This is a genomic window from Stetteria hydrogenophila (assembly GCF_054657575.1).
On the sequence record NZ_BAAHYL010000002.1, the window covers coordinates 459,305 to 482,437 of the forward strand.

Genomic DNA, 23,133 nt, shown 5'->3' on the forward strand with positions numbered 1-23,133 from the left:
GGTTTATCTCTCTTCAACCTCCTGGGAGTCTAGGCGGCCGGCTCCACCGCGGCCCCCCAGAAGGGTAGGGATATCAGGAATTGCGTGGTCAGCGCGAGCAGGCTGTAGGGGGTGTTGAGCTTGAGCACCTCTCTCGCCGACGCCTTTCTCCCCCTCTTCGCTTCCGCAATGAGGATGGCCAGGTAAAGTGCTGGAGCGCCAGCGGTCGTGGCTTTGCCCCCGAGCGTGGCGCTCCAAGCCATGCCCCAGTAGACGCCCCAGTGGGTCACCCCGGTTAGCTGCATAGCATCCCTGGCTATGTAGAGGAAGACTAGGAGTAAGGCGTCGTGCTCTATGAACATGGAGAGGAGGCCGGTGACCCAGTAGAACACCGTGTAAGCCTCGAGCGGGTCGCCCTGCAGTACTGGGACGAGCCTCCTGGCCACCCTCTCAAGGATCCCCGCGTGCTCGAGGCCCCCGACAAGGCTGAAGAGGCCGGCGTAGAACATTAACGCCCTCCACTCTACGTGCTTCACGGCGGCCTCGAACGAGGGAACCCTGGCGCCGGCCCTCCTCAGAGACTCCATCACGAGCGCGGTGAACGCTGCGCCGGCCAAGGTTATGAACCCTAGCGGGTAGCCGAGGAGCGGCCGGAGCGCCATACCCACGACTGTGGCGGCGAAGCCTGCGATCGAGACCCAGGCCGCCGGGCCTAGTTTTGGCCGCTCCACTTCAACCGCTAGAGCCGCATCGTCGTCCTTCAGGGCGGTTTTGAAGTAGGCTAGAATCACAACGAAGAATGTCACCACGAGGAGCGGGAAGCTGCTGGGCCTCCCCTTGAAGACTATGAAGTCGACAAACTCCACGCCGGTAACCGAGTGGAGGATCTGCGCCGGTAGGTCGCCCATTAGGAGCGCTGTCCCGAATAGGTTGGCTGAGATGGCGACGAGAACCGCGGCTGGGAGGGGATCCCTGCGAGCCCTCACCGCAGCCTCCACTACCAGTTCTCCGAGGAGGAGCACCACGAACGGGTTGTCGAGGAAGAGGGTGAGGAAACCAGCGATAAGGCTAATCAGCATCAGGAACTCCTTGTAACTCCTAGTCCTACGGGCAGCCCAGAACACGAGGTACTCCGGGACCCCTGACTCCGCCAGGTAGCCTGCGAGAAGCCACATCCCCAAGAGTATCATGATGACGTTCCAGTCCACCGCGTGGAAGGCGCTCTCGGGAGGGTAGCCGGCCAGCACTACCATTGCCGCGACGCCGGCTAGCACAGCGACTGTTTCGTCGACGACTCTCGCTATAATAGCTGCCGCCGTAGCGGCGAACACCGCGATCACGACGAGGTCGTTCAACCCTGTATCCACCGAGGCCTAGCAGGCCGAACTCGAGGGGGATTAATTTGAAGCGCCCAAAACCTAGGCAACCCACGGGGGGACTCCTACAAAGCCAGCCCAAGGCGCTGGCGGCGTGAGCCGAGTAGGGGCGGCCCTCTTAGCCAGGGGATTCTTCACCGCGTCCGACGATGCGGGCAGACACCCAACGGCAGGTCACCGGGCCGCCGGGTCCAGCGTGGCCCGGCTCCAGGCTATAAACCATGCCCGCGCTCCCAGGCCGCATCGTCTTCAGGCGCGGGGCTAGCGGGTCTCCTCTCCACTGGAAGCCTCACGCCGGCAGTGAGGGGAAGTAGCTTTTATAAACTCTACAATTCTACATATATGTTTCGATGCAGAGAACGGAGTTGGTGCCCCGGGGGGATGTGGTTTGCCACGTGGTGATGCCACGCAGAGGAAGGTCCAGAGGCTTGGCGCTTCCTCCCTGATAATCACGCTGCCCCGGGGCTGGGCCCGAAGGCATAATATTGATGTGGGGGACATTGTCTACGTTCATGATGTGGGGGATAAGCTAGTTGTAAGCCCCGAGCCCGGGTCTAAGCCGGCTAGCATCACTCTCAAGTTGAACGGCGTGAACGGAGGCGGCGTTTTCAAGCACTTGGAAAGCCTAGCCTTATGCACCTACCTCTACGGCTTCGACGAGCTATACCTCCACCCCGCCTCCTACATTAGGGATCAGGTAGTCGAAAAGATAACCGAGGCGCTTAAGGGGGTTGAAGGCGCCTCGGTCAACGTCGTGGGCAATAATGATGTTGTGGTGGAGTTTGGGGAGCCCAGAAGGGATTACCTGGCGCTCCTTTCAAAGCTGGGCCGGAGCGTCGGGGCGATCTTCAGGGCGCTGGCTGAAAGCATTGAAAGCGGCAGGTTCGACCTCGACTACTACACGAAGCTTTACGGCGAAGCCTCCAGGCTCTCATCCAAGCTCTTGAGGAGCACCTCGGCCTGGAGGCCCGTGGAGGTGGTGGATGACAGGGTCAACAAGATAATCGGCAATGTCATCGTTATTCTAAGCCTGCTCGCAAGCACCGCCTACAGGCTGGCGGCCACCACTGCAAGCCTCTACCCGGGCCTCAAGAGGGGGGAGGTCGAGAGGATCACGCTCCTCCTCCAAGCCCTCGAAGTAGCCGTGACCACCATGGGGTCGAGCGCAGACCCGCCGAGCATTAAGAAAGTCGAGGAGGCGCACTCGAAAATACGTCAAATACTCAACGTCGAGGACGAGCTGGCCGAGGTAGTAGCTAGTGGTAGCCCGGCGTTCGCCTTCATACTCGCCAAGATACTCGAGGCCGCACGGCTGGCAGAGCTGGCCAGCCAAGCCCTCCTCTGCATCTGCCTAATCAAGAAGCACGGCAGCGACAACACGGGCCACGCGGCGGGGGACGCCGAGGGGGAGAGACGCTAAACCCCCGGCGCCCCCTTTGAGGGCCCGGGCTGGATCTGGGGCGGTCTAGCGGCTCGAGGCAATATTAAGTGGAGGGGCTGCAAGCTCCTCCCCCGAGCCCGGTGAAGAGGAACCCCTGAACACGTTAGACCCCGGGGGAAGGGAGCCTCTCCCTCGGGGGATGGTAGAAGCCCCGCATCGCGGAGGGCCTATGCCCCCTACCTAGCGTGGGTGTCCCTGGAGGGCTTGGGGTTGAGGGGTGGGTTGCGCTGGCCGAGGCGGGTTCGTGAAAAGAGGGGCTTGAAGGGTTCGCTGTGCAGGCTTCACCTTCTCGAGCGTGCGGCGGCGAAGAGCAGTGCTATGATGACCACGCCGATTGCGGCTGCCGCGTAGACCTTGGATTCGCCGGTGGCGGCTGCTGCCGGTGTCGCCGTCGTCTCAGGGGTTGCCGTAGTGGCCGCTGTTGTCTTGGTGGTTGTCGTGGTTCTCGTAGTGGTTGCCGTTGTGGTTGCCGTCTCCGTCACCGCAGGTTGGGTGGTCGTCTCCTCCTGCGTCGTCGTAGTCGTGCTCGGCGGCGTCGTGGTTACGGGCTGCGGGGCGGGCACTTTGATCTCGACTACTTCGGACTCCCCCTTCAGGCCTGCGTAGTCTATGGCTACGGCTTTCACCTTCACCACCCCGGGCTTGAAGGGGCCTATCCTGGCCGTGTAGTAGCCTCCCTGGCTGGTGAGGGGGCCTACCTTCTCCCACCCGTTGCCCTTGTCGACGAGCAGGTACACCTCCCTCACGCCCCAGCCCTCGTCGGAGGCTTTAACGTAGACCATGACTGGGGATCCGGGGCTTGGTGTCCTCGGGGTTACGAGCGCTATCGACGCGCTCGGCGGCGTCTCGTCCTCCCCGTTCGACATGACTAGGACCGCCCTGTCCCCGGTGGGCACAGTCACATGGACCTTGAAGACGTGGAGGTCGCCGTACTTGTAGTACTCAACCCCGTGGACTAGGCTGGTGTTCCCGTAGAGCCTGTACTCGCTCGCCGGGTAGGAGCCGTTCAGGTAGAAGAGGACCACGGCGTTCGACAGGTCCAGCTCCGCCAGCCTGCTCGCGTGCAGGTCCCAGATCACCGTGGTGAGGTCGCTGCTCGCGATCTCGTAACTGTCTATGTACATGGTGTTGAAGCTCGTCCTCCCGCTGAAGAGGTCCCTCTTGCCCGGCGGGAGCACCAAGCTCACGCTGCCGTTGCTGCAGATCCTCACTATCTTGAATCCCCAGTACGTGGGGGTCCCGTGGTTGGCCGTCGTGGTCGTTATGAAGTAGACCCTCCCGTCCAGCACGGCGTCGGAGTCCCTGTGGATGTGCCCGCTGAGGACTAGCCTGACGTTGTCGTGGCTCCTGATTATGCTTATGAGCCTCCTCAGGCTGTCCTCGTGCGCCCTCCAGCTGGAGTACACGCTCCCGATCCAGCTATCCACGGGGCCCGAGTACTCGCCGGGCTCGTTGAAGATGGGGTGGTGGAATGCTATCACCGCAACCTTGTCGGGGTGCTCGCTGAGCACCCTGTCCAGGAAGTCGAGCTGCTCATCGGGGAGGTAGCCTCCCCCCAGGGAGTCGAGGCCTATGAATATGAAGGGGCCGACTACCCTGTACCAGTACTCCCGAGAGTTGATGTAGAGCCCGTAGTACTTCTCCATGAAGGCGTCCCTGCCCGGGACCTGGGCCCACTCGTGGTTGCCGGGTATGACGAACGTGGGTATCGGGTACTGGTTGAGGTGCGCGTAGGCGTCCCTAAGGGACTTGACGTCGGAGCCAACGTCGACCACGTCCCCGGTCACGAAGGCTAGGTCCACGCCCGCCTGCTCCGCCAGGGTCGCGGCGAGCATCACGTACTTAGTGTCCTTGAGCGTGTTCGGGATCCCCCTATCGCTCGCTCCGAGGTGGTTGTCGGTGACGTGCATTATCGTCAGGCACTCGAGGCTCCCACCCGGGACCCAGACGGACCTGGGCATCCACGCCACGCCGGCGTCGGTCTCAGCCCTCAAGCCGTAGAGGCCCGGCGGCACGTCCCCGGGCAGCCTGGCTTCAACGGTAACCAGGCCGGCCCCGGACTCGACCGTCTCGAAGCTGATGCTGGCGGTGTAGTTGAAGCCGACCAGCTCGAGGGAGTCGACGCTTGACGCGCCCTCAACCGTCACGTTGAAGCTGCTGCCCGCCTCCACCACGACGGGCCTGCTGTACTGCGGCTCAACGATCAACGGCTCCAGGCGGCTCGGCACGTTGACCATGGCGGAGGCCGCGGGGAGCAATAGGGCGAGGGCGAGGAGCAGTAGTAGCGGAGCCACCCTCCGCTGCTTCAACCCTTAAACACCCTTCACTAGAGCGGGCACCGGAGCGCTACGCCCTCAGGTATGCTTCCAGCCCTCCACTTAGTTAAAAGACTATGCTGAGGGCGACGCCGGCGATGTAGAGGAGGGCGCAGCCCCTGAGGAGGGGGCGGAGTAGGCCGCGGCGGGCGCAACCCGGATCCCGGCCGGGTTGCCGGGCGGCGCTAACCGCTCTAGCTAATGACTTCCTCTATGAACCTCCCGTTCTCGAAGACTAGGTCCCCATCGGCGTAGACCCTGCCGTCCCTCCTCAGCTCCTTCACCAGGTCCCAGTGTATCGAGGACTGGTTCCTCCCCCCGGTGGCTGGGTAGGAGGCGCCTAGAGCGAAGTGCATGGTGCCCCCTATCTTCTCGTCGAAGAGTATCATCTTGACCGGCCTGGTTATGTCGTAGTTGAGGCCGAAAGCCGCCTCGCCCAGCCTCCTGGCGCCCTCGTCGGTCTCGAGCACCTTCCTGAGGAACTCGCCGCCCCTCGCCGCGGTGGCCTCGACCACCTCGCCGCGGCGGAAGACGAGCCTGACGCCCTCCACCTCGAAGCCCCTCCAGACCGAGGGGTACTCGAAGTAAATCCTGCCCTCCGTGTAGTCCTCGAGGGGGCCCGTAAAGACCTCGCCTCCGGGCATGTTCTTCCTGCCATCGTCCACGATCCACTTCCTCCCCGCGACCCCGACGAGGAGGTCCGTGTCCCTCCCCACCACCCTCAGCTCGGAGACCCTGGAGAGGAAGCCGGCTATCCTCCTCAGCCTCTCAGCCTGCCTCACCCACGCCTCCACAGGGTCGGGCTCGTGGAGCTTGAGCGCCCTGTAGACGAAGTCCTCGAACTCCAGGGGCCCCATGCCGGCCTCCTGGGCGAGCGCCGGGGTCGGGTACGCTGTGGAGACCCACCTGAGCGACCCATCCGCGTCCCTCCTCATGAATATCTCGGTCAGCCTCCTCGCCGCCCTGCTCCTCCTCTTCAGCCTCTCCGGGTCGACGCCAATGAGCGGCTTCGCGTGCCTAGCCGAGTTGACCCCGATGAGGGCGTTAATCCTCTCCATAACGTAGACGTCAATGTCTGAGACGTAGTCTAGCAGCTCCTCCGGGGCGTACCTGTAGAACGCCTCCTGCAGCACCTCATCCCTCAACTCGAACCTGGGGTAGCCGCCCCTCTCGACGACCGCCCGGTACACCTCCCTAACCAGGTCAATAGCCTCCAGCCCAGCACTCACCAGGACCTCGTCGCCCTTCCCCACCGAGACGCAGTAGTCAACGAGGAGCCTGGCAAACCTGTCGACGCCCCTCAATCCGCGGGCACCCAGGATCCCCGCGGGGATTACCCGCCCGTTAGTATAAAACCACTACATTATTAACACTCTGCTAGCGATTAAGGAAGACGAGGCGCGGCATACCCGAGCCCCAGCCCGCTGGCCCGTTGAGCTGGCAGGGTTGGGATTGGGGGTGTGGTGGACCGGCCGGGATTTGAACCCGGGACCTCTCGGGTGCAAGCCGAGCGCTCTTCCAGGCTGAGCTACCGGCCCACCCGCCGGCTGGCTCCTAGGGCTTTCCGGGGCTTAAAGCCCTGCCGGCCCCGGGTGTTGTTGTGGAGCTTGTCCCGGGCTTGGGTTTGCTAGCCGCTGGAGGCGAGGGGGGTTAGGGGCTTCACCACCCTCCTAGCCATCCACACCCAGCCCTCGGGGGCCGGGTGGGGGGCTACGATGTAGTCGGCCCTGGCTGGCCTCACCGCCACCCTGGGCCCCGGGGGTCTGGGCACCACGACTGCTACGCCGGGGAGCTCGAGGAGGTCCCTGTCGAGGGGGGAGTCGCCTGCGAGGATCCTCAGCCTGGGCTTGCCCGCGAGCCTCTCGAGCGCGTGGACGGCGCGGGCCTTCCCCTTGGTGTTGGCGACGTGGATGAACCTCTTCCCCTCCAGCACCGTGTAGCCTAGGGCGGCGGCCCTCTCCGCTATGAGCCTCCTGCACCTCCCGCTCGGGGCGTGTACGGCCTCGTCGTAGACCCTCATCGTCGCCAGCCTGGCCTCCACAGGGGGGAGCCCGGTCAGCTCGGCCGCCTCCCGGGGGTCGAGGCGTGAGAGGATCCTCGCCTCCCCCCTGCACTCCCCCGGGATCACCTCGTCGACCCTCACCCTCCCCCGGGAGAGGGGGATGATGGGCACCCCGTAGACCCGGGCCTCCGCGAGGGGCTCCAGGCGGCCGGCCAGGACTATCGCGGCCCCCGTCTCGGCTATCGCCGCGGGGAGCGTCGACTCCTCGAGGCCGAGCCTCCCCAGGTAGTAGTAGGCCTCCGCCACGCTCTTGCTCGTCACCGGGACTACCTCGACGCCTAGGGCTAGGAGGTCCCTCGCCTCCTCCCCGGCGGCGCCGAGGCGGCCGCCGTCGCCGAGCATGGTGTGGTCTAGGTCAGTGTAGACCCTGACCCCCGCCGGGATCCTGCCCGCCACCCCCCGCACCCCTGAGCATCCTCAGCTCGACGGTGAGCTTGTGCCTGTTCTCCAGGTCGACCAGGAGTGCCTTGGTGTCGTCGACGAGTCTCCTGGCGGCGTCGGCCTTCCTCCTAACCCCGGGGGCGAGGGCGTCCGGGTAGTCGAGCCCGCGGAGCTGGAGGTAGATCTGCTCCATAGCGTCTAGGAGCCTCCAGGCCACGTCGAACCTGCCGTGCCTCACCATCTCGAGGGCGAGCCTCCTAAGCTCCCCCACCACGTCCCCGAGGCCCTGGAGGTACGGGACCGGCTGGACCCCCAGCTCCCCGGGGCCCGGGAGGCCCCTCCCGGTGATGAGGTCCATGAACACCCTCGCCTCGACGTACTCACTCACAGCGTTATAGACCATGCCGGAGTAGTAGAGCTCAGGGTAGGGCCTAGTCAACTCTAGGAGGCGCCTGGCCTTCTCCTCAGCCTCCCCCAGGTGCCTCCAGGCCTCCTCCATGGAGCCCTTGTGCACCGCGGTGACCGCCCACCCCGCGCTCCTCACCACGTCCCTCGCCAGGCGTATCGCCTCCTCCCTAACCCGGTCCCTCTCGGCGAGGTAGGAGTCGATCGAGGCCACGATCTCGGCAAGCCTCTCCCTGGGCATCTCCGGGTTGATCTCCAAAGCGTAGCCCCACAGAAGCCCGTGGACCCCGGGGCAGGGTTTTAACTCAAACCCCAAAGCCCCGAGGGGAGGGGGTGTCCCGGGGCGTGCAGGGCGAAGGGGGCTTCACCGACCTCCTAGTCAGGCTCATCAAGCTCCCGGGGGTCTCCGGGTACGAGGCCCCCGTGAGGGAGGCCATTAGGGGCCTGGTCTCGGGGCTCGGGAAGACGTGGACTGACTCGGTGGGCAACCTCTACCTGGACCTTGGGGGAGAGGGGCCCACCATCCTCTACGCCGCCCACATGGACGAGATAGGCCTGGTCGTCACGGATATAACTGACGACGGCCTCCTGAGGTTCAGGAAGATCGGCGGGATAGAGGACTTGATCCTCCCCAGCACCCAGGTCACGGTGCACACCTCCAAGGGCGACGTGCCCGGAGTCATAGGGGTGACCCCGCCGCACCTGAGGCTGGAGAGGCAGGAGCAGCAGGCGCCCCAGTGGCACCAGCTCTACATAGACGTGGGGGCGTCGAGCAGGCGTGAGGCCGAGGAGCTGGGGGTGCGGCCCCTCGACCCGGTGACGCTCGACAAGAGCCCGGTGCTCCTAGCCGGCTCCAGGGCCCTGGCGGCGAGGGCGGTCGACGACAGGCTGGGCTGCGCTGCCCTAGTCCAGCTGGCGAGGGTGATCGCCGGGGGCCTGAGGGTCAAGGCGAGGGTCGTGCTGGCGTGGACGGTGCAGGAGGAGGTCGGCCTCCGCGGCGCCCTCGCGGCGGCCAGGAGCGTCGGGGCAGACCTGGCGGTGGCGGTGGACACGATGGCCTGCTGCAGGCCCGAGGTCACCGGGCCCGCCAGGTGGGGCGGGGGCCCGGTGATAAGGGCGGTCGACAACGCCTACATAGCCGACCCCGCCCTCGTCTCGAGGATCAGGAGGCTCGCGGAGTCGAGGGGGATACGGGTCCAGGTGGCCACGGCGGGGGGCGGGACGGACGCGGCGGCGTTCCAGAGGCAGGGGGTTAGGAGCATCGCCCTCTGCGCCCCTGTGAAGTACGCCCACTCGACGGTGGAGCTGCTCAACCTCGACGACGCCCGCGGCCTCGTCGAGCTGCTAGCGGCGGTCGCGGAGGAGCCCCCGGTCTAGCCGCGGAGGCCCCGCCTCCACAGCCTAAGCCAGGGCTTGTAGCAGGCCCTCCACCACGTCTCCCTGTAGTCGTCCGGCGCCAGCTTGGAGAGCGTGGAGGGATCCCAGGGCTTAACCATTAACACGTCGTCCTCGAAGCTGCAGGAGGCGTGGAGGAGGGCGTCGACCGCCTCCCAGCCCAGCTCCCCGGCGGCCTCCTCGACGCCCAGCACCCTGTAGCCGAGCGAGGAGAAGAGCCTCACGCTCGCCTCGTTGCCCCGGCTCGTCGTCGCCACCGTGAACCGGCACCCCTCCCACTCCAGGGCCTCCTCCGCGCTCGCCACCAGCACCCTCCCCAGCCCCCGGCCCCTCCACCCCTCCAGGACCGCGACGTAGTAGATGACGCCCAGGCACACCGGCCCCCTCGCCGGGTAGGCCACGACGGCCCCGGCCACCCGGGACCCCTCGCGGGCGACGAGGCCGAAGCCCCCCGCCCCCACCGCGGCCTCCCGGGCGTAGTAGGCGTGGACCCTGCCCAGGCACCTGCCGACCACTTCAACCGCCGAGTCCAAGTCCCACTCCACGACGACCAAGACGCCCACCCCGGCGCGGCGGCTGGCTCCGAGGAACCGGCCCGCAGGATCCCACGCCCCCGGCAGCCCCGGGGGCGCCGTGACGGCCGGGGGGATCCCGTGGGGGCGTTTAATTCCAGCACCCACGCCCCCCGGGTCTCCGAAGCGGCGGGGCCGGGATCCCGCGGGGCTGGGCGGCGTTGGAGTTCGACGTGGTCGTGGTTGGGGGAGGCCATAACGGAGTCGTCGCCGCTATAGTGCTGGCGAGGCACGGGTTCAGGGTCGCCGTGGTCGAGCGGAACCCGTGGCTCGGCGGGCTCGCCGCCGGGGTCCCCGGGGGGCTGCCCTGGTCGCTCTACGCCTACACCGTGGGGCTGGTGCCGGGGGAGCTGGAGGAGTGGCTGGGCCTGCTGCCTGGGATGCACAGGCCCGACCCGAGCTGGGTGGAGCTGGACGGCGACGGGTCCGTGGTGTTCAGGTGGTGGAGGGGGAGGGGGCGCCTGGCGGCTGAGGCTAGGGAGGCCGGCGTCCCGGGGCTCGTGGACCTCCTCGACCTGGCGGGCAGGTTCTGGAGGTGCTTCAAGGCCGCCGGGCTCTACTACACGCCCACGCCCCCCTCCCCCGAGGAGGCGGCTTCACTGGTCGACTCCTGCGACGCGGAGGCGGCGGTGTTCCTGGAGAGGAGCGTTGAGGGGATCCTAGCCGAGCACCTGCCCCGGGAGTGGTGGGAAACCATCATCTACCCCAGCATGCTCCGCTCCCTCGGCTTCGCCCTGGCCTACTACCTCCAGAACGGGGGCGTCTGGGACCAGCCTGTCGGGGGCATGGCGTCGCTGTCGAGGAGGCTCGAGGAGAGGGCGAGGATGGAGGGCGTCGAGGTCCTCGCAGGCGCCGAGGCTAGGGGGCTCCTGGTGGAGGGCGGCAGGGTGGCCGGCGTCGAGCTGCGCGGCGGCGGGGTGCTCAGGGCGAGGAGGGGGGTGGTGTACGCCGCACCCATCTACACGCTCCCCAGGCTCGAGAGCGCGGCGGGCCTCCTGGAGGAGGGGAGCATTAGGAGGCTCGAGGAGGCGGGGCGCCTGGGATCCCGGGTGGTGAGGGTCGACTACCTCCTCCGCAGGCGCCCCGAGCCCCCGAGGGAGGAGGGGTGGAGGGGGGCGCCGATACTGGTGTACTGGAGGAGGGGCCGCGGCGGGGAGTACAGCTACCCCACGCTCTACACCAACGCCTCCCCCGGGAGGGGGCTGCACCTAGTGCAGGTGAGCGGGTGCATCGAGGACCCCCTCGACCCCCTCCCTCCGGGGGTCGGCGAGGGCGATGTGGTGGCGTGGTGGGTGAGGGGCAGGGAGAGCCAGGCGGCGTGCTGCGGCAACGAGACCGGGCACCCCGACCACGTGCCGATGGTCGACCCCTACCTGATGGACGGCAGGCCCCTCAGGGAGTGGAGCAGCTACGCCACCGACGCGCCCGGCCTCTACCATGCCTCGGCCAGCAGCTACCCGGGCGGCGAGGTCAACGGGGTCGCCGGGGTGAACGCTGCGCTGAGGATCCTCCTCGACTCGCGGGTGGAGCCGAGGATCCCGCTCCCCTGGAGGGTGCTGGAGAGGCGCGGGTGAAGCCCCAGGGGGTCAAGGGGCCGTGGGGGGCGGCAGGCTCGGGCCCGGGCCGCTGCGGGTCGGCTTCCTGGTCAACCCCGTGGCGGGGATGGGCGGGAGGCTCGGCTTGAAGGGGACGGACGGGCCCGCCCTCGCCGAGGCGCTCAGGAGGGGGGCCCGGCCCGTCGCGCCGGGGAGGGCTAGGGCGTTCCTCGAGGCGCTCCGCTCCCTCGCCGGGCCCCTGGGGGTGAGGCTCGGCTTCCACGCCCCTCCCGGGGTCATGGGGGGATCCCTCCTCGGCGAGGCCGGGATCCCGTGGCGCAGCGTCCCCTGCGTCGACCCGGGCAAGTGGCCTACGAGCAGGGGGGACACGTTGAGGTGCGCCGGGGAACTCGCCAGGCTCGGGGTTGACGTCATCGTCTTCGTGGGCGGGGACGGGACGGCGAGGGACGTGCTCGACGCCACTCGGGGCGGGGTCCCGGTGCTCGGAGTGCCCTCAGGGGTGAAGATGTACAGCGCGGTCTTCGCCGTGAACCCTGCGGCAGCTGCTAGGATCCTCGCGGACTGCGCCCTGCGCGGCTGCAGGGTGGAGCCGAGGGAGGTGCTGGACATAGACGAGGAGGCGTTCAGGAGGGACGAGCTAAGGGTGAGGCTCTACGGCTACGCCCCCACCCCGGTGGAGGAGGGCCTAGTCCAGTCGGGTAAGGAGGCCGCCCCCGCAGGCGAGGAGGCCGCGGGGCTGGGGGAGTACGTGGCGGAGTCGATGGAGGAGTGCAGGCTCTACCTCCTCGGCCCCGGCTCCACGGTGAAGGCGGTCGCCGACGCCCTCGGGGTCGAGAAGACCCTGCTGGGAGTCGACGCCGTCCACAACGGGAGGCTCGTCGGCAGGGACCTAGACGAGGCCGGGATCCTCCGGCTCCTCGACTCCCACGAGAGGGCGGCGATAGTCGTCACCCCGATAGGGGGCCAGGGCTTCATATTCGGCAGGGGGAACCAGCAGTTCAGCCCCCAAGTCATCAGGCGGGTGGGAGCCGGGAACATCATAATAGTCGCCACCCCCACCAAGCTCAGGCGCCTCAACGTGCTCCGAGTCGACACGGGGGACGAGGAGCTCGACAGGCTCCTCTCCGGCTGGAGGAGGGTGATCACCGGCTACGCCAGGTACAGGCTCGTCAAGGTAGTCCCAGGCTACTAGCGCGGCGGGAGCGCTCTTTTAACCCCGGGAGGGGTTGGAGGGGGTGTCCAGGTGCGCATCTCTTGGCCGCTCAAGCCCTGGGCGTCGACTTGGATAGGGTGCTGTTCACGCTCTTCATCGGATCCACGCGGACCTCGACCATTCCAGGGATAAGCATCGCAGGCCCCACCCCCGAGGCCACGCTCTACACTCCAACCCTCGACGCCGAGTACCTCATAGCCGGGAGGCCCGTCAGCATGGATGCAGTCCCAGTCTCCCCCGAGGGGGTGCCCACGCCGGCCATAGTCTCGAGGGCAATCCTCCGCCTCCTCGGGATCCCGGCGCTGGTAGTCGACTCCGGAGCGTTCCTCGCGCCGAGGATCCCCCACGTAGCCCTCCCCTCCCGGAGGGTCGGCGAGCGCATCGACCGGGGCAGAGCGCTCCCGCCGGGGACGGCTGAGAGGCTCTACAGTGAGGCCCGCCTCCTCGGGAGGAGCCTCGGGGGCAGGCTCGACTTCGTCGTGGGGGAGAGCATGCCGGGCGGGACTACGACGGCGATGGCGGTGATGGAGGCCCTCGGCTTCAGGGCCCGGGGGAGGGTTAGCAGCGCGGGCCCCGTGAACCCCCACGGCTTGAAGGCCAGGGTCTACGAGGAGGCCTTGAAAGCCACGGGGCTCGAGGTGCCCGCCAGGGACCCCTTCGAGGCCGTGGACGCCGTCGGGGACCCGCTCCACGTCTCCATAGCAGGCTTCACCGCGGGGGCGGTGGAGGCTGGGTCCCGCGTCGTCCTGGGCGGGGGCACGCAGATGTGCGCCATCCTCGCCATACTCCGCAGGCTCGGGGTCAGCGTCGAGGGCAGGGTGACCCTCGCGACCACCCGCTGGCTCGCCGGGGACGGGTCCTCCGACGTCCGGGGCCTGCTCTCCGAGGTCTACCCCGGGGTCCCCCTCCTGGTCTCCAGCGTCGACTTCTCCAGGTCGAGGTTCAGGGGGCTCAGGATGTACGAGGAGGGCTACGTGAAGGAGGGCGTCGGGATGGGGGGCCTTCTGGCCCTCGCCTCCCAGGCCGGGATCCCCGGGGAGGCGGTGCTCGAGGCCGTCGAGGAGGAGTACGCCAGGGTGTCCGGGCTTGCCGGCGAGGCTGGCGAGGCACACTAGGGACGTCGCCGTCATAGACCTGGGCTTCAGGGGGGTGGTGGCCTCCTCCGCCCCCTACCAGCCCCCCGAGGCGTCCCTGATAGTCTTCAGGAGGGTGGGGGAGGACTTCAACCCCCCGAGCCTGCGGGCCTTCTACGAGGGCGTGAGGCGGGATCTCGGCAGGGAGGACGCCGTCGTGCTCCTGACCGCCGTCGACCTGGAGGAGAGGCTGGCCGTGGAGGAGCTCGAGGACCCGCCGGGCGTCGTGGCCGTCTCGCTCGGCCTGACGCCCCCAACCTGCCCCGGCCGTGGGGTCCACGAGCCCCTGAAGCCCTCGACGATCAACGTAGCCGTCGGGGTCGACGTGGAGCTGGAGCGGTCGGGCCTCATGGACCTCTTCAGGGTCGCAGCGGAGGCCAAGGCCCTGGCCGCGGTGGAGCTGCTCCTCCGCTGCCGGACCCGCTCCCCGGGCACCGCGAGCGACGGGCTAGCCGTAGTCGCGAGGCCCGGGGGGCCTGGGGGCGGCGCGGTCACGGCGGGCATGTCGACGAGGCTCGGGGGCCCGGTGGCTTGGTCCATCTACAGGCTCATAGTGGGGCTCGGAGCGAGGATCCTGGGGCCGCTCGGCCTCGCCGAGAACGCCCTCGGCTACTCCCTCGAGGGCCTCCTGGACCTGGCCATGGAGGCCTACAGCCGGGCCCCCGTGCCCGGGGTAAGCGTGGAGGAGGCCAGGAGAATGGTTAGGGGGATCCTCGCCAGGCTCCTGCGGGACCCGAACGTGGCCTCCCTCGTAATCGCCGCGAGGGACCTCGACCTGAGGGGCGCGGCCGGCGCGCTGCCCGGCGTTAGCGCGGAGGAGTTCGCCCGGGACCCCAGGGGCATCGTGGCGGACGAGCTCCTAGCCGTGGCCCTCTCCCTCTACGCCGCGGGCTTCAAGGGCCTCCTGGCGGCGTACTGGGTTGAGAGGCTCAAGGAGTCGGGGGCGGTGGGGATCGAGGCCCCCACCTTCGAGGACGACGTGGTCTCGGCGCTCGTGGGCTCGGCGCTCTCCCTCCTGTACGACATGCTCCTCGGGGGGAGCCGGGGTTGAGGGTCGACTGCATAGTCATGGCGGGCGGCAGGGCCTCAAGGCTCGGCGGCGCGGTGAAGCCCCTCATCGAGGTGTGCGGGGAGCCCATGGTCTTCAGGGTCCTCAGGGCGGCGGGGGTGGTCTGCAGGAGGATCATCCTAGCCTACTCCCCCCACACGCGCGACCTGGCCCCCCTCTGCTCCTCAACAGCGTTCCCGGGCGTCGAGTGCCTGGAGGGCTCCGGGGAGGGTTACGTGAGTGACCTGAGGGACGCCCTGGCCCTCGCCGGCACGCCCGTCCTGGTGCTGCCGGCGGACATGCCCCACCTCACCTGGGAGGTTCTCGAGGACTTCCTCGTGAAGGCGATGGCGGCGCCGGGGGACGTGGTGAACCTCGTTACCAGCAGGGGGCCGACGGGTGTGGCCCTCTTCAAGCGGCGCGGCGGCGCCTGGTGGGACGTAGAGTACCCCCCGAGCCCCGCGCTGATCGACGTCGACACCCCGAGGGACCTGGAGGAGGCTGAGGAAGCTTGCCCCTGAGGAGCCACGGCGGCAGGCCACCGCGGGGTGTGCTGGACTTCAGCACCCCCCTGAACCCCCTCGGGCCCCCGCCCCGAGTCGCGGAGGCCATCCGGAGGCTCGCCGTGGAGGCCAGCCTCAGCTACCCCGACTACGAGTACAGGCGCCTCCGGGAGGCGATCGCCGGCTACTACGGCCTGGACCCGGGGAGGGTCGTGCCGCTCAACGGGGCGGCGGAGGCGCTTCAGCTGGCGGTGGCGGCCTTCAAGCCGGCGGCCCTCGTCAGCGTCGAGCCGACCTTCGGCGACCACGGCTACACCGCGACAGGCCTGGGGCTGCCGTGGGTGACGCTCCCCCTGAGGCTCGAGGGCCGCGGGTACCGCCTCGACCCCGCGCTCGTCTGCAGCCTCCCGCGGAGCCTGAGGAGGGGCTCCATCCTCCTGCTCTCGAACCCCAACAACCCCACCGGTAGCCTGGCCCCGGCGAGGGCGGTGCTCGAGGTGGCCGAGTGCATGGGGGAGGGCGTGGTCCTCCTCGACGAGGCCTTCATCGAGCTCGCCCCCGGCGGGCAGGGGTGCAGCCTCCTCGGCAGGGCCCCGGGGAACGTGGTGGTGGTGAGGAGCCTGACGAAGACGCTCGCCACCCCCGGCCTCAGGGCGGGCTTCGCCTACGCCGAGGACGAGCGGCTCGCCCGGCTCCTGGAGGCGGCGAGGCAGCCGTGGAACGTGAACACCCTCGCGGCCACGGTGGTTGAGGACGCCCTCACCGCTGGGGCACGGGAGGTTAGGGCTCACGTCGAGAGGGCCCGGGAGCTGGTGGCGGTGGAGGCCGAGCGGCTGAGGAGGGGCCTCGAGGCCCTCGGGCTGGAGGCCTACGAGTCCAGGGCCCCCTTCATCCTCGTCCACCACCCCCGCCTCAGGCACCCCGAGCTCCAGGCGGAGCTGAACAGGCTGGGCGTCCACGTGAGGGACGCCTCCTCCTTCACGTACCTCACGCCACGCCACTCCAGGGTCTCCGTGAGGACCAGCAGCGAGAACCGGAGGCTCATCGAGGCGTTCAAGGCTATCCTGGAGGGCGCCCGGACTTGAGGGGCCGCCGCGGCCTGCGCGCAAGACTCTCGGGGTTCAGGGACCTCCTGGCATTCGCCACCGGGATCCCCCTAGGCGGGGGCAGCGTTGAGGCCGCCGCGGCGGCCTTCCCCCTGGCGCCCCTCCTCGGCGCCCTCGAGGGGCTCCTGGCCTCGCTCGCCCTAGCAGCGCTCGGGGCCGCGGGTGTCCCGGGATCCCTGGCGGGCGCTGTCTACCTCGTCCTGCACGTTGCCATCACTGGGGCCCTGCATCTCGACGGATTCTCCGACTACGCCGACGTCGTGGGCTCGAGACTCGCGGGCGAGGGGGCCCTGAGGGTGCTCAAGGACCCGTCGAGGGGGTCCTACGCCCTCGCGTGGACAACGGTGGCACTCGTCGCCTCCGCGGCCGCCGCGGGGAGCCTGGCCCCCCTGGGGGCCGGCCTCCTGCCCCTCCTCACCGCTGTCTACGCCTTCTCCGCGGAGGCCATGTACCTCGTCATCGCCGCGGGGCGGAGGGAGCCCTACGAGGGCCTCGCCGGGGCGTTCAAAGACAGCATGGACGGGGAGGGGCACGCAGTCAACGCCGCCTCCTACGCCGGGGTGGCTTGCCTCTCAGCCGCCGCAGCCCTCCAACGCTCGCCCCTCGAGGCAGCGCTGGTGGCGGTGGCGGCGGCCCTAGCCGTCCCGTTCTCCCTGCTCGTGGCCAGGGACGCCGAGTCGAGGCTCGGCTTCGTGAACGGCGACGTGGCGGGCTTCGCCTACGAGGCGCTGAGGACCTTCCTCCTCACCATGGCAGCCCTGGCCCTGAGCGCCGCGGGCGGGTGAGGAGGGTTGGGGTGCCCTCAGCCCGGCGGCTGGTGGTGGGCCGCGGCGCTCGCCGCAGCGGTGGCCCTGGACGTGGCGTACCCCCGCCACTCCGGAATACTCTACCTGATCCACCCCGTCAGGCTCTCATTCATCGCCGCCAGGCGGCTCGCCAGGCCGTACTCCGGCGTCGCCCGCGGGGTCCTTGTTTGGCTCGCCGTCAGCTGCGCCGTCACCGCCCCGGCGGCGGTCGCCCTCTGCCTGGCCGGCGGCCACCCCGTCGCCTGGCTAGCCCTCTCCGCGGCCATCCTCAAGTTCTCGGCTTCGCTCAGGCTCCTCGTGGACACGGTTAGGCGGGTGGCCTCGAGCCTGGAGGGGGGCCGCCTCGAGGAGGCTAGGGCGGCGGTGGCGGAGATCGTTAGGAGGCCGACGCGGGGGCTGAGCGCGCACCTCGTGGCCTCGGCGGCGATAGAGTCCCTGGCGGAGAACCTCGTGGACGGCTACACGTCCCCGCTCACCTACTACCCCATACTCGGCCCCCTGGGCCCCCTCCTCCAGAGGGCGGCCAACACGCTCGACGGCGCCATAGGCTACAAGACCCCGGAGTACGAGCGGGTGGGGAAGCCCTCGGCCCACATAGACACGGTGCTCAACTACATCCCCGCGAGGCTGACGGCGCTCCTCATAGCCCTCGCGGCCCCCCTCGCGGGGGGCAGCGTGCGGGGGGCGCTGCGCTCCTGGCTGGAGTGGAGGGGGGCGACGGAGAGCCTTAACGCCGGCCACCCCATGGCCGCCATGGCCGGGGCGCTGGGGGTCAGGCTCGAGAAGCGGGGGCACTACGTCATCAACCCCCGGGGGAGGCCCCCGGGGCCCGGTGACATAGCGAGGGCTGTCAGGGTGAGCGTCGCAGTCGCCGCCGCCTACACGCTGGCGGTGCTCACCCTAGCCCTCGCCCTCCACCCGTGACGGGCCAGGCTCGTAGTGGAAGCGGACCCCCCGGGGCCTGTAGACGCTGACGCCCCCGCCGGCCAGGTAGGCGCCGCAGAACCTGCAGAAGCCCCCGTCCATGCACCTGCCGCAGACGGGGCAGGCCCTGGAAGGATCCCCACACCTCCCCGGGAGCGCGCCGAGGGCTCTGAGCCTCGCCACCAGGTAGGCGTGGGGCTCGCTGGGCTCCCAGCCCTCCACGGGCCTGGCCCCCCGGGAGAGATCCTCCAGGGCCTCCAGGGCGCCTGAGCCGTGGGTCACCGGGGTCTTCGGCCTCCACGCCAGCCACGGGAAGCTGGCGTGGTGGAGGTAGAGCCTCATGAGGTACTTCCCGTAGACCCTCCCCCCGGGCCCCCTGGCGACGAGGCACTCGAGGGGGACCCCGAGGGAGAACTCCCTGACTGCCGGCGCGTAGAGGGGGTGGGCGACCCTGACCCCGAGGGCCCCGGCGACTCTGTCGACGCCGAAGCGGGCGCCCCCGCCCGCCATGCGCTCCCTCCAGGACTCCAGCTCCCACGGCCCCCTGGAGAGGAGGAACCCGTAGCCGAGGAAGAGCTCGTCGCCGCCGTCGCCCGTGGCGACGCAGCTGCACCCCTCGGCCTTCGCCGCGGCGAGCCCGAGCGCCGCAGCCGCGGAGCCCGCGACCTCGACGGGGTCGGCGGTGGCCTCCGCCAGGGCGGCTAGGTCGACGGCGGCCCTGAAGGATCCCCGAGACGAGTCTACGAGCACCACCCTCAAGCCCAGCGCATCCGCCAGCTTGAGGGCGTAGGGCAGGTCCCCGCCCCGCCACGGCGAGACAACCACGGCTAGCCGGAACCCTCCCCCCGCGAGCATCCGGGCCACTGCCGTGAACGACGTGTCCACACCGCCGCTGAGGAGCAGGCAGTCACACCCCTCCCTGGAGAGCTCGTCATTGACCAGGGAGGCAAGCTCCATTGAGAGCCTGAGGCAGCCCAAGGCCCAGCCCACGCCATTGCATCTACTGCAAGCCTGAGGGCTTCGATACAGCGCGATTAAAAGCCACGGCAAAATCCATGGCCGCAGGCGAGAGCCCCGGGCTAGCGCCTGCCGCGGAAGAGACTGGGCTCCCCCGGGGCTGCCGGGCAGGGCTTGGAGTCTAACTGGAGACCGGCCCGGCCATCTTAGGGCTTGCTGGGTCCCTTGGGTTCTCTGCGTTATAACCCCTTAGGCCTGGGGCGTTGCGGGTTTAAGGGTGCTCGGGGGTGCCGGGGCCGCGGCTTCACAGAAACGTTGTTGCGCTCGCAGTCTTCAACGCTCTGCGGGGTGTCACGGTCGGCGGGTTCATGACGCTCTTCTCCATGTACATGAAGCGCCTCGGCTACTCGATGAACGCTATTGGGGGCGTGATATCCGCCTCGAGCCTGGCCCTGGCTTTGATCCTCCCCCTCATGGGTTACGTGATAGACAGGTACGGCCCCAGGCTCATGGTTGCCCTGATGGGGCTCCTAGCGGCTGTCGCTCCGTTGGTGGCCGCCTACTCGGGGAGCCTCGCCTGGCTGGGGCTGGCCTACGGCATCTTCCAGCTCAGCTTCATGGCGGGCCAGCCGGCTAGGATGGGCTTCCTAGCCGCCAGCGTCGGAGTCGCGGGCTTCGGCTCCGCCGTGGGGGTGACTAGCAGCGCGTTCAGCGCGATGAGGATAGTTGGCCCCGCACTCGCGGGCCTCCTCGCCAGCCGGTACGGGTTCCGCCTGGCGTTCCAGGCCCTGGCGGCCTCGACGCTGGCGGGGCTAGCCGCCTTCACTACTCTAAGCGTTCCCGTCAAGTCCCCCTCGAAGCCCAGGAGCGTCGCGGAGTCGTACCGCCACCTCCTCCGCCCGCCCCGGGGGTTCTCCCTGGTCCTGGGCTTCGCCTCCATCGACAGATTCGCGTGGAGCCTCTGGTTCCCCCTGCTCAGCGCCCACCTCTACGCCGCGGGCTACAGGGAGGACGAGGTCGGCTACATAGTCGCGCTCGCGGGCGTGACGCAGACCCTGCTCCTACCCATCACGGGGAGGGCCACGGACAGGGCGGGATCCTGGGCGGTGCTCGCCGCCAGCGAGTCCCTCGGCCTCGCCGCCGCGCTGCTCTACGCCGCCCCCGAGCCCTGGCAGAGGGCTGTGGCGGCCGCCGTCCTGACGGGCTCCAGCGTGGCGTCCTGGATACCCGCCTACAACAAGCTAATAGCCAAAATCACGGGGGGGCACGGGGGAGCCTACGCAGCTGCGAACACCGCGAGGAGCCTCGCAGGCGCCCCAGCCCCCTACGTGGGCGGCTACCTCTACGACTCGCTAGCCCCCTGGGCGCCCTTCGCCTCCAGCGCCATCCTCCTAGCAGCCGCCGCGGCCTACGCCCTCACCGCCCTCAGGGGCGTCGAGGCCGGGGCGCCCCCTACGGGGCAAGCCCGGGCCCGCGGTCCCGCGGGCCTGCCGCAGCCCCCGGAGCCCCGCGGCCTGCGGGGCGCGTAGTCGAAGCGCTAATAGACCCCCAGGGGCCCCGGGGCGTTCGGGTGGGTGTGCCTCGTCTTGGCTGGCCCATCCTACCGCGAGATAGTGGGGGCGCTCGAGGAGATCCTGTCGATTGAGAGGTTCAACGTGGGCGGGGTCCTCGCGGGCGGCAGGCTCCTGGTCCCAGCGTTCAGGGAGGGTGGGGTCAACCTCTACTCCTACGACTACAGGGGCTCCGGGGGTCTTGCCAAGCTGAACAGGGGCCGAGTCAACTGGCACGTCGAGCCCCCCTACGGTGCTAGGCGGGTGGTGTTCGTTAGGGACGTGGCTAGGGGCAGGGAGCAGGGGGTCCTGGTTAGAGTCGACGTCGACAGGCCTGGGGAGGAGCCGCTCGCGCCAGGCTTGGAGCCCATGAGGATCATTGGGGCGGCGGATGGCGGGGTGACCGTTGCCTTCACCGCCTCCACCGGGGAGGAGGCGGCTGTCTACGCTGCGAGGGAGGGGGAGGCGTGGAGGGTCGCCTCGGCGCCGGGGCTGCCCATTGTCACCGGCGTGGAGGGCCGCTTCGCCGTCGGAGTCTACCTCGCCCCCGACAAGCCCGGGGTGGGGCGGCTCCTCGTGGCGGACTTGGAGGAGGGATCCCTCCGCTTCAAGGAGGCGGGGGGCGGCAGTGTCTCGCACGCCGTGATCCACGGGGGTAGGGTGGTCTACGCCGTGGAGGCGGGGGAGGGGGCGGAGCTGAGGGTCCTCGACCCCGCCTCCACGGAGGACGCAGAGCTAAGCCTACCCCACCGGGACCTCGAGGCGTTCAAGCCGGTGGCCTTCAACTACCTGGGCTTCACCCCCGAGGGGAGGCTCGTGGCGGTGGCCAGGAGGAGGGGGAGGAGCGCGGTCTTCGTCGACGGCCGGAGGATCCCAGCGCCCGAGGGGGTGCACTACTCCGCCTACCTCGTCGACGGCAGGGTCGTGTTCAGCCACAGCAGCCTCAAGTCGCCCCCCAGCGTGTACGAGTCCGACCCGGAGACGGGGGAGGTCAGGGTCCTCCTCTCCGGCGGGAAGCCGGGGTGGCTCGACTCCAGGCTGGGGGAGAGCGCATACGTGGAGGTCGAGAGCTTCGACGGCTCCAGGGTGCCGGTGTTCGTGCTGAGGAGCGGCTCCGCCCCGGAGCCGGGGCCCGCGGTGGTACTGGTACACGGCGGCCCCTTCTCCGAGTACGCCGACGAGTGGAACGTCACCGCCGCCAGCCTCGCGGCCGCGGGATTCCACGTCGTCATGCCCAACTACAGGGGGAGCACGGGCTACGGGGACGAGTGGAGGCTCAAGATAATAGGCGACCCCTGCGGCGGCGAGCTGGAGGACGTGGCGGCCGCGGCGAGGTGGGCCCTGGAGTCCGGGCTGGCGAGCAGGGTCTACGTCATGGGCTACAGCTACGGCGGCTACATGGCGTTCTGCGCCCTCACCAGGAAGCCGGGCCTCTTCAGGGCGGGCGTCGCAGGGGCGGGCATAGTGGACTGGGGGGAGATGTACGAGCTGAGCGACGCCGCCTTCAAGGGGTTCATAGACCTCCTCTTCGCCGGCAGGAGGGACCTCTGGGCGGAGAGGAGCCCCGCCAGCTACGTCGACAACCTCAGGGACCCGCTCTGCATAATCCACCCCCAGAACGACTCCAGGACCCCCCTCAAGCCGGTGCTCAGGTTCATGGAGAAGGCGCTCGAGAAGGGGAAGAGCTTCGAGGCCCACATAGCCCCGGACATGGGCCACGCGATCACAACCATGGAGGAGGCCGTGAAGATACTGCTGCCGGCGCTGCTCTTCCTCGCGAGAGCCGAGGCGTCCCCCGGGGGCCCCTGAGCCGCTAAGCCGCCCGCCTCGCGTAGCTTAGGTAGTTTAGGGTTAGGAGTATCGTCGCGGCGTCTATAACGATTGCACCGTACGCCTCGGCCGACGCTATGCTGGGCCACCCCAGGGCCAGCTCGACGGCGGCGTACACGGGGAACCCTGCGAGCGACAGGGCGAGGGCGGCGAGCGCCCGGGGGTCCCGGGTGGCCCTGTAGGCCCCGGCCGCGAGGACCGCTAGGGCGGCGTCCATCTGTATGAAGAACCACACGGAGACGAAGGCGTGGGGCCTAGTCCCCTCGGGGAACAGGCCGATGAGGGCCAGGAAGACCCCGGCCACTTGGAGCAGGCCGGCCCCGAGGACCTCTAGCTTGTCTCGGGCGAGCGAGTAGGGGCAAGCCGAGAACGCTGCGACCAAGACGCCGGTGGCTACGAGGCCGTAGTTGAAGAGCCAGGGGTGCCTCGCCCCCTCCCCTCCCAGGTCGCTGAAGGCGTTCCTCGTGAAGACGAACCAGTCCCTGTTCACCGCCCAGGCGGCGGCGATGACCACCCACGCAGTGACGGCGGCGACCGGGCCGAGTAGGCACACGCGCCTCCCCAAGGCTCAAACCCCTCCC

Annotated in this window: 20 protein-coding genes and 1 tRNA gene; 12 read left to right on the plus strand and 9 right to left on the minus strand. The window is 69.0% G+C overall.

Going from position 1 to position 23,133, the window contains the following annotated elements; all coding sequences use genetic code 11:
- Positions 1-29: 29 nt before the first annotated feature.
- Positions 30-1,346, minus strand: coding sequence for an SLC13 family permease (locus tag ACYQ3J_RS05835; protein ID WP_460125753.1), 1,317 nt, complete (start codon positions 1,344-1,346; stop codon positions 30-32).
- A gap of 397 nt (positions 1,347-1,743) precedes the next feature.
- Here ACYQ3J_RS05835 and ACYQ3J_RS05840 point away from each other — a divergent pair, with 397 nt between their 5' ends.
- The gene (locus tag ACYQ3J_RS05840; RefSeq protein ID WP_460125755.1) at positions 1,744-2,775 is read left to right on the plus strand and encodes an AbrB/MazE/SpoVT family DNA-binding domain-containing protein; all 1,032 of its coding nucleotides are present in this window, start codon (positions 1,744-1,746) and stop codon (positions 2,773-2,775) included.
- Between the two features lie 302 nt (positions 2,776-3,077).
- Here ACYQ3J_RS05840 and ACYQ3J_RS05845 read toward each other — a convergent pair whose 3' ends face one another.
- From ACYQ3J_RS05845 to ACYQ3J_RS05865, 5 genes are all read right to left on the minus strand, one after another.
- Positions 3,078-5,105, minus strand: coding sequence for a metallophosphoesterase family protein (locus ACYQ3J_RS05845; protein ID WP_460125757.1), 2,028 nt, complete (start codon positions 5,103-5,105; stop codon positions 3,078-3,080).
- Positions 5,106-5,305: 200 nt separating this feature from the next.
- The gene (locus tag ACYQ3J_RS05850) at positions 5,306-6,415 is read right to left on the minus strand and encodes an aminopeptidase (RefSeq protein WP_460125759.1); all 1,110 of its coding nucleotides are present in this window, start codon (positions 6,413-6,415) and stop codon (positions 5,306-5,308) included.
- 157 nt (positions 6,416-6,572) lie between these two features.
- Positions 6,573-6,649, minus strand: a tRNA-Ala gene (locus tag ACYQ3J_RS05855).
- Positions 6,650-6,738: 89 nt separating this feature from the next.
- Positions 6,739-7,569, minus strand: a complete 831-nt coding sequence (locus ACYQ3J_RS05860) for a hypothetical protein (protein WP_460125761.1) — start codon at positions 7,567-7,569, stop codon at positions 6,739-6,741.
- Positions 7,529-8,275, minus strand: a complete 747-nt coding sequence (locus tag ACYQ3J_RS05865) for a haloacid dehalogenase (protein ID WP_460125763.1) — start codon at positions 8,273-8,275, stop codon at positions 7,529-7,531. Before ACYQ3J_RS05865 ends, ACYQ3J_RS05860 begins: the two co-directional genes overlap by 41 nt.
- A gap of 29 nt (positions 8,276-8,304) precedes the next feature.
- On the opposite strand from ACYQ3J_RS05865, the gene ACYQ3J_RS05870 reads away from it, so the two are divergent.
- Complete coding sequence (locus tag ACYQ3J_RS05870; RefSeq protein WP_460125765.1) at positions 8,305-9,336, plus strand: M42 family metallopeptidase; 1,032 nt, start codon at positions 8,305-8,307, stop codon at positions 9,334-9,336.
- Here ACYQ3J_RS05870 and ACYQ3J_RS05875 read toward each other — a convergent pair.
- A complete protein-coding gene (locus tag ACYQ3J_RS05875; RefSeq protein WP_460126262.1) occupies positions 9,333-9,899 on the minus strand; it encodes a GNAT family N-acetyltransferase in 567 nt (188 codons plus the stop codon). The two genes, ACYQ3J_RS05870 and ACYQ3J_RS05875, sit on opposite strands and share 4 nt — an antisense overlap.
- A gap of 188 nt (positions 9,900-10,087) precedes the next feature.
- Here ACYQ3J_RS05875 and ACYQ3J_RS05880 point away from each other — a divergent pair, with 188 nt between their 5' ends.
- The 8 genes from ACYQ3J_RS05880 (at position 10,088) to ACYQ3J_RS05915 (ending at position 18,215) form a co-directional block, all read left to right on the plus strand.
- On the plus strand, positions 10,088-11,500 hold the full coding sequence (locus tag ACYQ3J_RS05880) for a phytoene desaturase family protein (protein ID WP_460125767.1): 1,413 nt from the start codon (positions 10,088-10,090) through the stop codon (positions 11,498-11,500).
- A gap of 22 nt (positions 11,501-11,522) precedes the next feature.
- Positions 11,523-12,674 carry an ATP-NAD kinase family protein gene (locus ACYQ3J_RS05885; protein ID WP_460125769.1) on the plus strand — a complete coding sequence of 384 codons (1,152 nt, stop codon included), beginning with the start codon at positions 11,523-11,525 and terminating at the stop codon, positions 12,672-12,674.
- A 62-nt stretch (positions 12,675-12,736) separates the two neighbouring features.
- The gene (cobT, locus tag ACYQ3J_RS05890; protein WP_460125771.1) at positions 12,737-13,810 is read left to right on the plus strand and encodes a nicotinate mononucleotide-dependent phosphoribosyltransferase CobT; all 1,074 of its coding nucleotides are present in this window, start codon (positions 12,737-12,739) and stop codon (positions 13,808-13,810) included.
- Entirely contained in the window at positions 13,782-14,879 is a 1,098-nt protein-coding gene (locus ACYQ3J_RS05895; protein ID WP_460125773.1) for an adenosylcobinamide amidohydrolase, read from the plus strand. The genes cobT and ACYQ3J_RS05895 overlap by 29 nt, the downstream gene beginning before the upstream one ends.
- Entirely contained in the window at positions 14,876-15,397 is a 522-nt protein-coding gene (locus tag ACYQ3J_RS05900; RefSeq protein ID WP_460125775.1) for an NTP transferase domain-containing protein, read from the plus strand. Before ACYQ3J_RS05895 ends, ACYQ3J_RS05900 begins: the two co-directional genes overlap by 4 nt.
- The gene (locus tag ACYQ3J_RS05905; RefSeq protein WP_460125777.1) at positions 15,388-16,464 is read left to right on the plus strand and encodes a pyridoxal phosphate-dependent aminotransferase; all 1,077 of its coding nucleotides are present in this window, start codon (positions 15,388-15,390) and stop codon (positions 16,462-16,464) included. Before ACYQ3J_RS05900 ends, ACYQ3J_RS05905 begins: the two co-directional genes overlap by 10 nt.
- Positions 16,461-17,270: an adenosylcobinamide-GDP ribazoletransferase gene (locus tag ACYQ3J_RS05910; protein WP_460125779.1), complete on the plus strand. Its 810-nt coding sequence runs from the start codon at positions 16,461-16,463 to the stop codon at positions 17,268-17,270. Before ACYQ3J_RS05905 ends, ACYQ3J_RS05910 begins: the two co-directional genes overlap by 4 nt.
- A gap of 6 nt (positions 17,271-17,276) precedes the next feature.
- Positions 17,277-18,215 (plus strand): cobalamin biosynthesis protein, encoded by a 939-nt coding sequence (locus tag ACYQ3J_RS05915; protein WP_460125781.1) that lies wholly within the window; start codon positions 17,277-17,279, stop codon positions 18,213-18,215.
- On the opposite strand, the gene ACYQ3J_RS05920 is transcribed toward ACYQ3J_RS05915, so the two are convergent.
- Positions 18,192-19,193 (minus strand): asparagine synthase C-terminal domain-containing protein, encoded by a 1,002-nt coding sequence (locus ACYQ3J_RS05920; protein ID WP_460125783.1) that lies wholly within the window; start codon positions 19,191-19,193, stop codon positions 18,192-18,194. The genes ACYQ3J_RS05915 and ACYQ3J_RS05920 overlap by 24 nt on opposite strands.
- 266 nt (positions 19,194-19,459) lie before the next feature.
- Between ACYQ3J_RS05920 and ACYQ3J_RS05925 the strand changes: the two genes are divergently transcribed.
- A complete protein-coding gene (locus ACYQ3J_RS05925) occupies positions 19,460-20,701 on the plus strand; it encodes an MFS transporter (protein ID WP_460125785.1) in 1,242 nt (413 codons plus the stop codon).
- Between the two features lie 57 nt (positions 20,702-20,758).
- Positions 20,759-22,531: an alpha/beta hydrolase family protein gene (locus ACYQ3J_RS05930; protein WP_460125787.1), complete on the plus strand. Its 1,773-nt coding sequence runs from the start codon at positions 20,759-20,761 to the stop codon at positions 22,529-22,531.
- A gap of 4 nt (positions 22,532-22,535) precedes the next feature.
- Here ACYQ3J_RS05930 and ACYQ3J_RS05935 read toward each other — a convergent pair whose 3' ends face one another.
- Positions 22,536-23,117, minus strand: coding sequence for a DUF998 domain-containing protein (locus ACYQ3J_RS05935; protein ID WP_460125789.1), 582 nt, complete (start codon positions 23,115-23,117; stop codon positions 22,536-22,538).
- Positions 23,118-23,133 lie beyond the last annotated feature (16 nt).